General features: G+C 50.0%; 12 protein-coding genes. 4 read left to right on the forward strand and 8 right to left on the reverse strand.

Going from position 1 to position 13433, the window contains the following annotated elements; translation table 11 throughout:
• The first annotated feature begins 16 nt into the window (after positions 1 to 16).
• On the forward strand, positions 17 to 877 hold the full coding sequence (locus KB236_11645; GenBank protein UIF29146.1) for an AraC family transcriptional regulator: 861 nt from the start codon (positions 17 to 19) through the stop codon (positions 875 to 877).
• Between the two features lie 130 nt (positions 878 to 1007).
• On the forward strand, positions 1008 to 2633 hold the full coding sequence (locus KB236_11650) for an ATP-binding cassette domain-containing protein (GenBank protein UIF29147.1): 1626 nt from the start codon (positions 1008 to 1010) through the stop codon (positions 2631 to 2633).
• Between the two features lie 266 nt (positions 2634 to 2899).
• Here the strand turns inward: KB236_11650 and KB236_11655 are convergent, their stop codons facing one another.
• On the reverse strand, positions 2900 to 3844 hold the full coding sequence (locus KB236_11655; protein ID UIF29148.1) for a DMT family transporter: 945 nt from the start codon (positions 3842 to 3844) through the stop codon (positions 2900 to 2902).
• Positions 3845 to 3945: 101 nt separating this feature from the next.
• Positions 3946 to 4887, reverse strand: coding sequence for a nucleoside hydrolase (locus tag KB236_11660; protein UIF29149.1), 942 nt, complete (start codon positions 4885 to 4887; stop codon positions 3946 to 3948).
• 181 nt (positions 4888 to 5068) lie between these two features.
• Between KB236_11660 and KB236_11665 the strand changes: the two genes are divergently transcribed.
• The gene (locus KB236_11665) at positions 5069 to 5287 is read left to right on the forward strand and encodes a hypothetical protein (protein ID UIF29150.1); all 219 of its coding nucleotides are present in this window, start codon (positions 5069 to 5071) and stop codon (positions 5285 to 5287) included.
• 660 nt (positions 5288 to 5947) lie between these two features.
• Here the strand turns inward: KB236_11665 and KB236_11670 are convergent.
• The 6 genes from KB236_11670 to KB236_11695 all read right to left on the reverse strand — a co-directional run bounded on the left by KB236_11670 (position 5948) and on the right by KB236_11695 (position 12442).
• Positions 5948 to 6841 (reverse strand): IS3 family transposase, encoded by an 894-nt coding sequence (locus KB236_11670; protein UIF29151.1) that lies wholly within the window; start codon positions 6839 to 6841, stop codon positions 5948 to 5950.
• Positions 6838 to 7515: a transposase gene (locus KB236_11675; GenBank protein ID UIF29152.1), complete on the reverse strand. Its 678-nt coding sequence runs from the start codon at positions 7513 to 7515 to the stop codon at positions 6838 to 6840. Before KB236_11675 ends, KB236_11670 begins: the two co-directional genes overlap by 4 nt.
• 205 nt (positions 7516 to 7720) lie before the next feature.
• Positions 7721 to 9439 carry an aryl-sulfate sulfotransferase gene (locus KB236_11680; protein ID UIF29153.1) on the reverse strand — a complete coding sequence of 573 codons (1719 nt, stop codon included), beginning with the start codon at positions 9437 to 9439 and terminating at the stop codon, positions 7721 to 7723.
• 319 nt (positions 9440 to 9758) lie between these two features.
• Positions 9759 to 10034: a helix-turn-helix domain-containing protein gene (locus KB236_11685; protein ID UIF29154.1), complete on the reverse strand. Its 276-nt coding sequence runs from the start codon at positions 10032 to 10034 to the stop codon at positions 9759 to 9761.
• On the reverse strand, positions 10021 to 10380 hold the full coding sequence (locus KB236_11690; GenBank protein UIF29155.1) for a type II toxin-antitoxin system RelE/ParE family toxin: 360 nt from the start codon (positions 10378 to 10380) through the stop codon (positions 10021 to 10023). Before KB236_11690 ends, KB236_11685 begins: the two co-directional genes overlap by 14 nt.
• A 346-nt stretch (positions 10381 to 10726) precedes the next feature.
• Complete coding sequence (locus tag KB236_11695) at positions 10727 to 12442, reverse strand: aryl-sulfate sulfotransferase (protein ID UIF29156.1); 1716 nt, start codon at positions 12440 to 12442, stop codon at positions 10727 to 10729.
• 239 nt (positions 12443 to 12681) lie between these two features.
• On the opposite strand from KB236_11695, the gene KB236_11700 reads away from it, so the two are divergent.
• Entirely contained in the window at positions 12682 to 13395 is a 714-nt protein-coding gene (locus tag KB236_11700) for a DUF975 family protein (protein ID UIF29157.1), read from the forward strand.
• Positions 13396 to 13433 lie beyond the last annotated feature (38 nt).

The following is a 13433-nucleotide window of genomic DNA, read 5'->3' on the forward strand; positions in this document are numbered from 1 at the left end:
AAATGGGGGAACAAATATGCCACAGCCGTATCATGAACGTTTAAACTTTACCATGCAGTTGCCATTGCGCGTGATTAGTCATGGGACGGGTGGTCCAAAATTGGTATTGCCACACTGGCACCAAGCTGTCGAATTGGCCTATCCGTATTGTGGACATCCAGGAACCGCCCATATTGGGAGCTCAAGCTTCGAGATGACCGCGGGCCACATCTATGTGATTAATTCCGAGGTGGTTCACAGCTACGAGACCTTGTTGGACGAAGACAATCAGATTATCACGTTGCTGATGCCTTCGGCTTGGCTGCGAAATGTCGTCGATAACGAACAATTGCCGATCTGGGGCCCGGTCGATCTGGACCTTCACGATGAGGCCTACCGAGGAATTGGCCAGGCCGTCGGGACGCTGGTGGACAATGCAATTCACGAACGGGATGGTCAGGCTGACTATCTCGCCAGCCTTGGTGCGGAATATCAATTGGTGGGTCAGATGTTAAAACAGTTGAAAGTTAATGGACAGGTCGATAATGATCAGCTCCCGTTGCCGGAACCCTTGCGCCAAGCCGTTAGTGAGATTCAGAAGAACTATGGTGAGCCGATGTCGATTGCCGATTTGGCAGGTAAACTGAACTATTCTAGCGTCTATTTTTCCCGGTACTTTAAAGAATATATGGGCATCTCGCCCAAGGCTTATCTGGGTCAGATTCGGCTAGAACGGGCGACGGAATTGTTGATGACGTCGGATGATTCTATCCAGACGATTGCCACCAAGACGGGCTTTCGGACCGAGAAGAACTTCTTCGTCACGTTTAAGCAGCATTTCCTGATGACGCCCAAGACCTATCGTGAACGTTACGCGGCCCAGCGAGCCTGGTCATAGCGTAACCGTTGCTTGTGGCGGTTATTTATGTTAGACTAAGCCAACATAACACAACGAATATGCGTGGAAACCAACGTTGCCGTTAAATGACACGTTGGTTTTTTATGCCAAAATCCAGGAGGTATCGTTAATGTTAACCGTCAATAATGTCAGTATGCAGTTCTCCGACCGGAAGCTCTACGACGAAGTCAATCTCAAGTTCACCCCGGGGAATTGCTACGGGGTCATTGGCGCTAACGGCGCTGGTAAGTCAACTTTTCTCAAGATTATTGAAAACAAACTCAAGCCAACGACCGGGACCGTCTCCATGGGCCCTAACGAGCGGATGTCCAGCCTGAACCAAGATCACTTTGCGTTTGAAGACGAATTGGTCTTGAACACGGTCATTCAGGGACACAAGAAGCTGTACGATATCATGACCGAGAAGAACGCCATTTACATGAAAGCCGACTTTAGCGACGCCGATGGGATTCGCGCCGCGGAACTCGAAGGCGAATTTGGTGAAATGGGTGGTTGGGAAGCCGAAGCCGAGGCCAGCCAAATGCTCCAAGCGCTGGGGATCGACGAATCTCTCCACCAAGTTAAAATGAGTGAACTGACCGAACCTCAAAAGGTGAAAGTCTTACTGGGTCAAGCACTGTTCGGTCATCCCGACGTCTTACTACTAGACGAACCGACCAACGGGTTGGACGTACAATCCATTAGTTGGCTGGAAAACTTCCTGGCCGATTACGAAAACACCGTCATTGTGGTTTCCCATGACCGGCATTTCTTGAATCAGGTCTGCACGCACATGTGTGACGTGGACTTCGGTAAGATTACGCTGTTCGTTGGGAACTATGATTTCTGGATGGAATCCAGTGAGTTGGCCGCGCAGTTAAAGGCTAATGCCAACGCGAAAAAGGCCGATCAGATCAAGCAACTTCAAGAGTTCGTGGCGCGGTTCAGTGCCAACGCCTCCAAGTCCAAGCAAGCGACTTCCCGGAAGAAGCAATTGGAGAAGATCACTTTGGACGACATCAAGCCGTCATCCCGAAAGTATCCGTTCATTAAGTTCAATCCGGAACGGGAATTAGGGAATGACTTGGTGCGGGTAGAACATCTGTCCAAGGCCATTGACGGCGTTACCATTTTAGACGATGTCAGCTTTACGTTGCGGCCCGACGAGAAGACGGCGTTTATCAGCCGTAATGACCTGACGACCACGGTCTTGATGCAGATCATCGCTGGGGAAATGGAACCGGATAGTGGAACCGTAACCTGGGGTCAAACGACCAGCACGACTTATTTGCCTAAGAACGTCAACGATTACTTTGCCAACAATGAGTTGACGGTAATCGACTGGCTGCGGCAATTCGCTTCCAAGGAAGAAAGTGACAACACCTTCCTACGGGGCTTCTTGGGTAAGATGCTGTTCTCAGGGGATGACGTTAACCGCGAAGTCGACGTGATGTCCGGGGGCGAAAAGGTCCGGGCCATGCTCTCTAAGATGATGTTGAGTAAGGCCAACGTGCTGTTGCTGGATGATCCGACGAATCACTTGGATCTGGAATCCATTACGGCTTTGAACGACAGTCTGGTTGGGTTCAGCGGGAGTATTCTGTTTACCTCACATGACCACGAGTTCATCCAAACGATTGCTAACCGGATCATCGAAGTGAGTTCGAACGGGATTGTTGACCGTGCGGACACCACGTACGATGAGTTCTTGAATCACGAACAGGTGCAGGCCAAGGTAGCTGCACTGTACGAATAAGCCTTTCCGTTAATCAATGAAAAGGGACGCCGATGTTGGGTGTCCCTTTTTTGCTATTGTGATATCATCCATCTTGCCAAGGGGGAAGTTCGTCCTGACCGCCTTGCCGTTCGCGAAATCTAGGCTGGAACGCAGGAGGACGGGCCGATTCAAAGGCCGGTCGCGGACTTTGCGTTGAGCCAAAAGCCCATCATCTCAAAGTCACCACTTTACCAGTAGGACCCACTGGTAAAGTGTCCGGCTGAGTCTAGCCTTCAACCTTCAATTTAAAAGAGGCGAATCATGACCACGCCGATAATCAGCACGAGGAGGCCGAACAGCTGGACCGGTACCACCGGTTTGCGGCGGGCACCGAGCAAACCAAATTGGTCAACCAACAATCCCCCGGTGATCTGTCCCAGAAGGGCGAAGACCACTGTCTGGCCGGTGCCGATGATGGGTGCCAGGTAGGCATTTCCCAGAACAAAGATGGCCCCCAGCATCCCGCCAATCCACAACCACCACGGCTTGCCGTGGCCAGTTGCTCGCCGAATCTCGCGGAAACTGCGATTGACGGTGAGAACAATAATGAATAGGCCAATGGTACCAATCAGAAAGGAAATGAAGGCGGCGTGAACGGCCGAGTGAAGCACCAGTCCGAGACGCCCGTTGATGGTGGTCTGGGTAGCGCCCAAAGCCCCGGTAAAGACCCCGATTAAGCGCCAGACAAGGGGATTGCCCGCTGTGGATTCGGTAGCGAGCTGACGGTGCTGCCGGCGTCGGAGAACTTCCGGGAGGGCCACCGTGATGAGGATCCCAATCAAAGCGAGCAGGAGCCCCGTCAGTTTAATTAGCGTCAGCGGTTGTTGGTCGGCATGAAACCAGCCAAAGTTGTCGATGATGGACCCCATCACCACCTGTCCCAGAATCGGCATGATCGCGGTCTGCACGGCCCCGATATGTGGGAACAACAGAATGTTGGCCGTCAGAAAGATGACCCCCAGTAATCCGCCAATCCAGATCCACCACGGTTGGGTGGCCATGACCCGGGGCGCGACCAGCAGCGTATGTTGGTCAATCAACGTCATGACGGCGAGAAAGAGCGTTCCCACCGTAAACGAAACGAACGACGCTTGATACGGCGAGCCAATGAAATGGCGTAAGCGCGAGTTGACGGCGGTTTGGAATGAAACAATGATACCGATAACAATGCCGATGGTGATCGGAAGCATGGCGGATGACTCCTTATGGTCGAATTTTACGTGGAGAACGTAAGGGCGTGGTGGTCAGTTAGAAAAGAAAACGGTTTCCCAGACACTACCTTTAGTATAACTTATTTGTCGGCTAAAATGGCGAGGTCATCCACCCGTTTGAAGAAGGCATCGTGATCGACGTGAGTGACCAGTGTGACGGGACGCCCGTCCGGCGTCTCGAAGGTGCGGCCACGACCGGGACCGCTGGTGAGAACGTCGCTACGCAGGTCACGGGTGGTCACGATGGTTGGCGTCTCACTCGCGACCGTGGTTAGGACGTCCCACAAGAAATAGGTCGAGTTGGTCTCGAAGTGCTGCAGGGCGGGGACCAGCGCGTAGCCTTGGCCGATGAAGTCCAGAGCCGGGTGTTGCCGCAACGTCGCCCAATGCTGACGAATGGTCGGGGTTAACGGCACTTGCCGCGTGCTCTCTAAGCCCACCATTTGGATGGGAATCGTGCTGTCCCAAACGGTCTTGACGGCGGCTGGGTCCCAGAAGGCGTTCCACTCGGTGGTGCCGTCCTGTTCGGGCTCGGCCACGTTACCCCGGCCGTCGAAGGTGCCACCCATCCAGTAAAGTCGTTCAATCTTTGCGGTGAGCGTGGGGTCGACATCCAGCGCGCGGGCAAGGTCGGTTAGCGGCCCAGTCATAATCAGAGTCGTTTTGCCCGGGGTATCCTGAATCTTTTCCAGCAGGTCTAGGTGGGCCGGCTGGGGCGCGACGGGGGTCGTCACCGTTCCGGCTTCATTTAGGATCGGCAGCGCGTCCAGGCTAAAGGCGTCCAGACGCCATTCCTTGGGAAAGGGGTGTACCCCGCGTGAATCGGAGGCGGCTACTTCTAGTTGCGCCCCATGACCGAAGCGATCGATAATCTTACGACTCGCGGACAAGGCCGGTTCCAGATAGCAATCCGCGCCAATCACGCCGACGCCGGTGAGGTGGACATCGGGCATTTGCAGCAGGAGCAATAGGGAAACGAGGTCGTCGACGCCACCATCGTGATTAAAGTAAACATTTTTCATGAGTCTCTTCCTCCAATTTACGAACTTTTATCTATGATCTGTTCTTGATAATTCACATATTACTGAAAAGTACGACAAAACACAAGCAAAGCTTTCGGCGAGGTTTAGCCGCGGTTAAGGAAAGCCTGGTATACTCCCCTTTATGCGATTGAAAGTTGTTTTGAGAAAGGATGATCGTGTCATGAAACCAACTAATTATGGTCCCAAACGGTGGCTAGCCTTAGTCGTTGCTGGCTTCATACTTTTTGCCGGCGGCGGGGGTACGGGCTATATGTTAGGCCAGCAGCAGGCCAAGTCGGCGCAGACCACGCAGATGAAGAAGGCGCCCGGTGGTCCGAAAAATCGGCCGTCGGGTAAGCCGAGTGAGCTACCGACACAGAGTAGCTCTAGTGGCAATTAACGAACATTAAGCCGATTTATTCGGAACGGGGCTGTGAACGGCTTTCGGCAGAGACGACAATGACTGAATGCAAAAGGACCCGGATGAACCAGTGTTTACTGACTCATCCGGGTCCTTTTTAACTGTCCGTTTTAAGGTTGAAAGGTTACGAACACGCTCCAGTCCCCTGCTGGCAAGGTGTGCCACCATTAAACTTGGCATCAACACCACCCCACCTGCGACTGTCAGAGATTCCGGTGCTGTAGGGACCGCCTGCGGCCTGAGAAGCGGTCCTCCGGCTCGGTTTGAAGCCTGACTAAGATCGTCAGTCTCCAAACACGTCCCGCGCTGTAAGCTGACCCAGAACGTCAGCTAACACCGCTGTCACGGCTACCTCCATCTCTGTCTGCCTCCGGTTACGATGGTTGAAAACCACTGAACGCACAACGACATCGCTGGAGTGGCAACGCTCGTCGGTTTTGGGTCCACCTCGTTTAGCCGTAAGTGAGTCAAATTTGGTCTCAGCCGTGGGATTTTCCAAGTGGGTTGCTTGGAAAATGGCGTCTTTGAGACGCGGGTTGACGGCTCAAAGCGAGAGACAAGACCGCCCTTTGGCTTTTCCCGTCCTGTACTAGTCCCTGTCAAGTTGTCATTCGAAATAATATAAAATGGATATTTACTCTAAGCGGCTTCATTCCAGTATTCTACTGGGGTGAGGCCGTTTCTTTCTGGGGAACGATCCAAGTAATTAAAGTAGTGGATGCCTTCGTTTACCAGCTCCACAAACTCTCGATACGTTTTTGGCATTGGATGACGTTCCATCCAATGCGCTTTAAATTCATTCCACCAACGCTCCATTGGCGCGTTGTCGTAAGGTGTTCCTGGTCGGGACATACTGCGCATCACTTTATGTTCTGACAGAAAGTTATTGAAAGCTTTAGCGGTGTAAGCAGCTCCACGGTCCGTATGGATCAGTGGGTGTACATCGCCAGCCTGTTCAAAAGCCTGTTTAAAAACCTGGATCTCTGCCACAGCTGTTTCTGTAGTGCTCAAAAATGAGGCGATCAGTCTCCGGCCGCATAGATCTAAAACACCACTCAGTCGGATTTTGAATTGACCCTTTGGTCCGTAAGACAACTCAGTCGAATCCGCAAGCCAAACCTGGTTGGGACCGGCGACTTTAAAGTTACGATTCAAAACATTGTCCTGAATGTATTGTTCCTGTTCCTTGATACGTTGGCGCTTCTTAACCCGAATCTGACACTTGATATTCAAGTTACGCATAATTCGTTTAACACGCTTGATTGTTACCTTAAACGTCACCTGTTCATCATGCTGTAGATTGGACAAGATCTTGCCAGCTCCGATTGCTTGATGATGTTGATTGAACCAATAAGTGATTCGCTTTTCTAGAAGCCGCTCTTGAGTCTCCCACGGCGTTTCTTGCCGATGAAAAGACTTGTTATAAGCTTGCCGACTAACTCCGATATGCGTCAATAATGTCTTAATGGCGCCTCGCTTTCCTTGACTGACCTCACTGATTGCCTGATATGCCAGTCGATGTTGCTGATTCACCCCTTGTGCTGAATTTCTTGAAATTTTTTTACGAATTCTTTCAGTAATTCCATGTCGGCGACTTGACCTTCTAGTTGCTTAATCCGCAAATTGGCCTTATCTAAGTCGATTAATTCTCGTTGTGGCTTACGGTGTCCGCGTCGATCCTCTAAGGCGTTGTAACCACCTTTCTTAGCTCTAAGCACCCACGAACGGGCTTGTTGGTAGGAGACGCTGTAATGTTCAGCTGCTTCGTTATATGAGTGGTTCTGCTTGGTAATGTACTCAACCACTTCAATACGCTCTGCCAGAGTAGTTTTTCGGCTCATCGTTGGGACCTGCTTTCTAGACGGGGTTGCCGTCACAGTTTTGTCCCTATTATACCTGGAAACCCAGTAATTTACCTGCGTAGCTGAGCGCAAACCATACTTCATTGCTACTTCTCGTTGTGAACCTTCGCCGTTCAAAAAAGCATACACGACTCTTAGCTTAAAGACCTCACTGTATCTGCGACAACCTTTAGATTCTTTAAGCCCATCAAAGCCATCTCGTTTGTACAACGCCCGCCACCGAATGACCGCCTCCTTGTCTGCCAAACCATGTTCTCTGGCAAAGCCAATATTAGTTTGACCTGATGCTTCAAACTCATTAATCAACTCCAGCTTCTCCACGGCACTATACTTGATCTTCGACATGTCATATTCCCTCTGTTGATTGTCAGATGAATTATATTATTTCATTTGACAACCCCAAAGGGATCATAACATCCTGCCCACAGCGATCCAGACCAAATTTGGCGAACGGCAAGGCGGCCAACGCGACTATCATGTGATGATGGACGTTATCCTTGTCACACTACGAATTCTGGTTTTCAATCTTCAGTCGTTCATTCAAAGAGGGTTACTTCGTCTGGATAGCCTGTAAGTTCAGGTTAGCTGAGCCGGGGTATAACGTCATGCGTTGTGCCCGATAACTCCAATCTCCCGACTTGAAGCCGGTTCGGTCAACGTCGAAGACAATCTGTTTGGTCTTGCGGTTGACCTCGACAAACTCGCTGCGTTTCCCACTATCAGCGTAGCCAAAGCCAATCAGCGTGTTGCCCTTACCGACGGCGTAACTACTGCCGACAATATTGGTGAAGTTACGCTTGCCCAGCGTGCGGCCGAAGCTCCAGGTCTTGGTGACCGTCTTCTTCAGTTGGTTGATCGACACGATCTCGCCGGCTGACCACTGCTTAGACTGCTGGGTCTTGCCCCGTGTGACCGGAACGTTGTTGTCGTAGAATTCCAGTTCAATCTTATCACCGGTATTCTTCTGGGTGTTGATCAACATGACCGCGTGTTGGCCGCCGTTGTACCGGTAATGCTTTGTCGTGGGCTTCAGTAGGTATTTGTGATAGCGCTGCGGCAGCTTCTGAGGAGCGGCCAGAATCCACTTGAGCTTGGTGGTCTTGTAGTTAATGGCCAACATCATATCCTGATTTCTCCCGGAAATAATCAGTTCGCCGTTGTGCCGGTTATAGTACATAGAGTTTTGGTGGAACCAGTCAATCTTACCGTCAGCGCGGTGGGTGCCGTCGTATTTCTCGTACGCTGACTTGGGTAAGATACGTTTGAGGTCAATAACCTTCTTGATCTTCCCGGAGTTGCGGTCGATTTCAATCATGGTATCCTCAACGAACTTCTTGCTCCCATCATCTACTGTCAGCAGGAGATTGTGGTTCGGTAGTTCAATGGCGTCGTGGTGAATCACGGTGTTGTTTGCGAGTTTGGACGGATCATCCTTTGAAGGGAAGAGGCCGTTCATGTTGTACTGGTGGTAAACGCGGCCGTAGAAATCGGTCTCTTGTAGGGCGTTGGATTTGGAATCACTGGTCTTAATCTTGGTGTTAATCAGCAGGTGATTGTTGGCCAACTGCTTGAAGACGTGGGAAATGGGCTTGGTCGAGTACCAGCGAATCTGTCCGTGAGCGTCCAGCCCATAGGTGTAGCCGAGACTGCTGACGGCAAAGGTCAAGCGGGTATTGCCAGTTCCCAAGGCCATCTGTTTAGGCTTACTGGTCTTGAGCGTGTTTTTCCCGATGGCCTTCGGTGCCGCTCCCGTCTTTAAAGTGTAGGTTGTGCGGGTAGTCGTCCCATTCTTGCGGGCAAAGGTTAACGTGACGCGATTGGTCCGGTCGGCGTAAAGCCCCAGTACACCCACGGCATGTTGGGTACGATAGCCCTTGAGATGCTTGGTGATGGTCGTGGCCGGCGTATCGCCGTGGACGGTCAGGGTGACCTTAGTGGCCGCCGGTGTCTTGACCAGAATCAATCCCGTCAATGGGGAGGTCTTGTAAGGATTGACGATGACCTTGGCGTGCGTCGATCCGGGCTTGACCTGTTTAAGGTCGTGACGGTAGGTCTTGCTTAACTTGTTGGTTGTCGTCGTGTTGGCCGTTGACAGCGCCGGGCGGATGTTAAGTTTAATCTGGTTGGTCGTCAGAATATCCTTTTTGGCGTAGTGCTGGTGAACCAGCAGGTAGCGGCGAATATTGTGGCGCTCGTGATAAGCCGCGGCACCACCGACCACGATAAGCGCAAGTAACACGCCGATCGTGATTTTCCAAAACTTCTTCATAACTATGTAACTCCCTTTGTCTAAATTCCCGTGGTGATCAGGTATTCTCATTCATTGTAGCAAGCCGTTCTGGTTGCGTGCAAGTTAATATTTTGTGACGGAATTAGTTTATACGTCATATAGATGGTGTGGTGATGGGTTTTTGGTGATTCGATTGGCGGGAGAATCTTGCTGGAAATTGGTCACTGACAAACGTTGATGGTGGATGAAGTACGTTGGAAAAATGAACAAATCCCCGTAAGATTTACTGGCCAATCTTACGGGGATTATCTGTTTTAAGTTTTAGAGAAAGGCGTTGCGCTAATCGAAGTAGCTACGTTTATGAAAACTGAAAATTAATTTTTCGTTGCGTTTTTTCTGCGATTTGGGCTAACTCTTTGACGGTTAGTTCCTTACTGCCGTCTTCCATGGCGCTAACTTCTTGTTCAGTTTGACCGATCTTTACGGCAAAGTCTTTTACCGATAGACCCATGTCATTGCGTAGTTGCCAAACAGCATAGCCAAGTTGTTGATTGAGTTTGGCCTGTTTATAATCACTAGCGAATTCAGGATCTTGCTGACTGCGGGTTCGTAAATACTTTTCAGCGTCGTCCATGGTGGTCCCTCCTTGTGTTATAAATTGCACGGATCTGTTTTGCGTGCTTGATTTCTTTTTTAGGGGTTTTCTGTTGCTTTTTAGTGAAGCCGTGAGTGATGACGTAATGGGAACCTTCGACTCTAAAATAAATGGCACGCTGAATGTTGTTGGAAAACTTAGAACGGATTTCGTATAAATTATTTTCTAGTTTTTTGACCAATTGACGCTTCTCGGCTGATGGTAATCCACGTTCCTTTATGTCATCAAGAACAGCTAAAAATTTAGCAGCATCTTTGGCCGGAAGATTGTCCAAGAATGCTGTGAATTCATTTTTATTAAAAAAATCGAACCGAATTGGTTTCATTTAGAGTATGGTAACGCATGCATTACCATATGTCATCTCTTTTCACACAATCAGTTGAGAAAAGCAAAATTACAGGTCCTTACTTGCACCGGACTCATCGTAGCATATTCGATTTATAAATCCAATTTAGATGCATTGTATTTGTTCTAACTGTTGGTTAGAACGGATGACTTGAGATGGATTTCAAACGCAAGCCAGCTAGTTTGAAATTGATATTCGAAAAATTTGTTGGGTCATCGTCAGCGGAAAAATAAGTATACCAATAAAAAACACCCACCCAAGCCAACACTTCGGTAGGTGCCTGCACGCTACAGTGAATGCAGTCGTGCACTGTTAGTTCAGTTACTTAATTAAGATCAAACGTGTAGTTGCTAGGGAATAGCGGTTGCCGGTAGGCCCGGTAAACGTAGCCCTTGTCTGGAATATTATCGACATGGAGGTTGAAGACTTGTTGGTCACCAGCTACTTCGATAATGTTACTACCCGTTCCGTTCTTGGCGTTCAGATAACCAAAGTCAATCAGGTGATTGCCGTTGGCGAGGCGTTGGCTGTTACCGATTCGGTCGGTGTAGTTAGCCTTGCCCAAACTCTTGCCGTAAGCCCAATTCTGCTTGATGGTCATATGCTTTTCGTTAACCGTATATTGAACGGCCTGCGAGAACTTGCCGCTGGTCTTCTTGTTTCCATTCGTGACAGCGTAGTTGTTGTCGTAGAGCAGAAGATCTCTCGTATTGGCATTGCCATCGTGGTCGTCTAGAAGATAGGCGGCGTGTTGACCACCGGTGATCGTCGTGCCCTTGGCGGCTTTCAGAACGAATGGTCGGTAAGCCTTAGGCCAGCTCTTCACTTTCTTTCCGGAGAAGAGCCACTTGATATTCCCCGTCTTGTAGTCCATCTTCATCACGAGATCTTGGTGTCGACTGGAAATGACCAAGCTCTTGTCGGACTTGTCGTAATACAGGGCGTTGTTGTGCAGCCAATCGACCTTGCCATCGGACCGCGTAGAGGAGTCGTACTTCTTCCACATGTTCTTCGGCAGAATCCGCTTCATGTCGAGAACCTTCACGACTTTCCCCGTCTTGTGGGAAAGCTCAACGATGGTGTCTTCGACGTATTTACTCCCGTCGGAAACGGTGGCCAACAGGTTGTGGTTCGGCAATTCGATGACGTCATGGTGAATAACCGTCGTCTCTTGCTTGTTTTCCGACTTGGCCGTGGCCTTGATATTCTCGGTACTCTTGGTCTTATTGCTGATGTGATATTGCTTGTAAACACGGCCCAGATAGTCGGTCTCAATCAGGTCGTTGTAGACCATGTGGGCGTTATCTTTCTTATTCATCAGAATAATGTGACCGTTGCTGAGTTGTTTATAAATGTGTTGCGCGTAGTTATCGGAATACCACCGGACAGCGCCATCGGCATCGACCGCGAACGGCCGCTGGGTGGAGCGAATCAGGAAGGTCATCTGGTTATTGCCCAACTTCATCTTTGTCTTATCATTCTTGGTCACGCTTAACTTCAGATGGGCGAGGTTTTTGGCCAGTGCTTTGGTCTGAATGTTGAGTGTTTTAGTCGTTACCTTGCCGGCTTTCGTGGTCAAATGAACCTTGACCGTGTTGTTATAGTCGGCGTATAGGCCAACGATTGGCAGACTGTGCTTGGTCGTATAACCAGCGATCGTGTTGGTGACTGAAGTCTTGTCGGTCTTCCCCACGACCGTGTAGCTGACCTTGACCGCCTCATCCGTCTGGAACAAGGCGATCGCCGATAGTGGGGATGTCTTGTAAGGATTAAGTTGAACGTACATGTTATCCGCGGTATATTTACCGGAGTTCAACTTGGCTTTCAGACTGGCCGTGGTTCCGGCTTGCTGATCCTTGAGCGTCGAAACGAGATCACTGCCAATATTACTTTTAATTTTGGCGGTTGATAAGATCGCCGAATCTTTTACGCGTTGTGGTTGCTTCGGTGGATCAGCCTTAGTAGACTGGGCGCAACCAGTTAATGCGAGGACGACGAAGGCTGCCCCAATCAGCCAACCAAAGCGTCTATGTTTTATCAAAATGACACCACTTTCTTTAAGTATTGATCCGATCGGATGATAGTCGGTTGAGACAGCCAATCGCACCTGTTTATTAATTATAGGATGCGTTTTCAATGGAACTATAAGAATTCTGTGAAGATACTATGAATTTTAAGGTAATTTAAAGGTCGGCTGGTCGTGGTTAATTTAGGACGCTATCCGCAACTATGGTACAATTAAACAATCATGGGTAGACACGATTAGAGGAGGAGTTTGACATGGATTCGCAAGATCGTATTAATTTTAAACTGGGAGCTAAACGCCAGATTCTGGACCACCTGAGCTTTTTCATTCTGCTGTCCATTCTATGGATTGCGCTGAACGCGATTGGGGGTATGGTCTACGAACGCAGTCTCAATGGGGTTACGGATACCATGACGGGGACCGGTTGGAGTTTTGCGACCAACGTCTTTTCGTTCGGCTGGTTGCTGATCATTGCCGGTCAAATGCTGCGGGCGGGGACCCGCCTGACAATGATCGACATTGACCGGGGGAATGCCGAGCTAGACAATCCCATTCAACGGAGTTTCAAGTTGTTCGATAACGGTCGGTACTTCTTGGGATGGCTGTTCATCGGTATCTTGGTCAGCATTTTTACGTTCTTGTGGAGCCTGTTGCTAGTGGTTCCGGGAATCATTAAAGCCTATTCCTATTCGCAGGCGTTCTTCCTTTACCGGGACGCCGTCGATAAGGGTGAACAGCTCTCACCACTACAGGCGATCACCAAGTCGCGGGAAATGATGAACGGCAACAAGAGCTTCTTATTTATCATGGATCTGAGCTTCATCGGCTGGTTCTTCCTGTCCTTTATCACGTTCGGATTGGCCGGCCTGTTCGTTCAACCATACTATGACATGGCGCGGGCGAAGTTCTTCAACCAACTGGTCGTGCGCCACGACCAGCCGCAAGCGACCGGAACACAGCAGATGTAGGTCGCTGGCTGCCGTCTGGGCACCGCCTTACCGTTCGC

Source organism: Levilactobacillus brevis, assembly GCA_021383565.1.
GTDB classification, from domain to species: Bacteria; Bacillota; Bacilli; order Lactobacillales; family Lactobacillaceae; genus Levilactobacillus; species Levilactobacillus brevis_B.

Excerpts from the sequence above, each read along its gene's own strand:
- KB236_11645 (UIF29146.1), top strand. The coding sequence starts at position 17 with ATGCCACAGCCGTATCATGAACGTTTAAACTTTACCATGCAGTTGCCA.
- KB236_11650 (UIF29147.1), top strand. The coding sequence starts at position 1,008 with ATGTTAACCGTCAATAATGTCAGTATGCAGTTCTCCGACCGGAAGCTC.
- KB236_11655 (UIF29148.1), bottom strand. The coding sequence starts at position 3,844 with ATGCTTCCGATCACCATCGGCATTGTTATCGGTATCATTGTTTCATTC.
- KB236_11660 (UIF29149.1), bottom strand. The coding sequence starts at position 4,887 with ATGAAAAATGTTTACTTTAATCACGATGGTGGCGTCGACGACCTCGTT.
- KB236_11665 (UIF29150.1), top strand. The coding sequence starts at position 5,069 with ATGAAACCAACTAATTATGGTCCCAAACGGTGGCTAGCCTTAGTCGTT.
- KB236_11675 (UIF29152.1), bottom strand. The coding sequence starts at position 7,515 with ATGTCGAAGATCAAGTATAGTGCCGTGGAGAAGCTGGAGTTGATTAAT.
- KB236_11680 (UIF29153.1), bottom strand. The coding sequence starts at position 9,439 with ATGAAGAAGTTTTGGAAAATCACGATCGGCGTGTTACTTGCGCTTATC.
- KB236_11685 (UIF29154.1), bottom strand. The coding sequence starts at position 10,034 with ATGGACGACGCTGAAAAGTATTTACGAACCCGCAGTCAGCAAGATCCT.
- KB236_11690 (UIF29155.1), bottom strand. The coding sequence starts at position 10,380 with ATGAAACCAATTCGGTTCGATTTTTTTAATAAAAATGAATTCACAGCA.
- KB236_11700 (UIF29157.1), top strand. The coding sequence starts at position 12,682 with ATGGATTCGCAAGATCGTATTAATTTTAAACTGGGAGCTAAACGCCAG.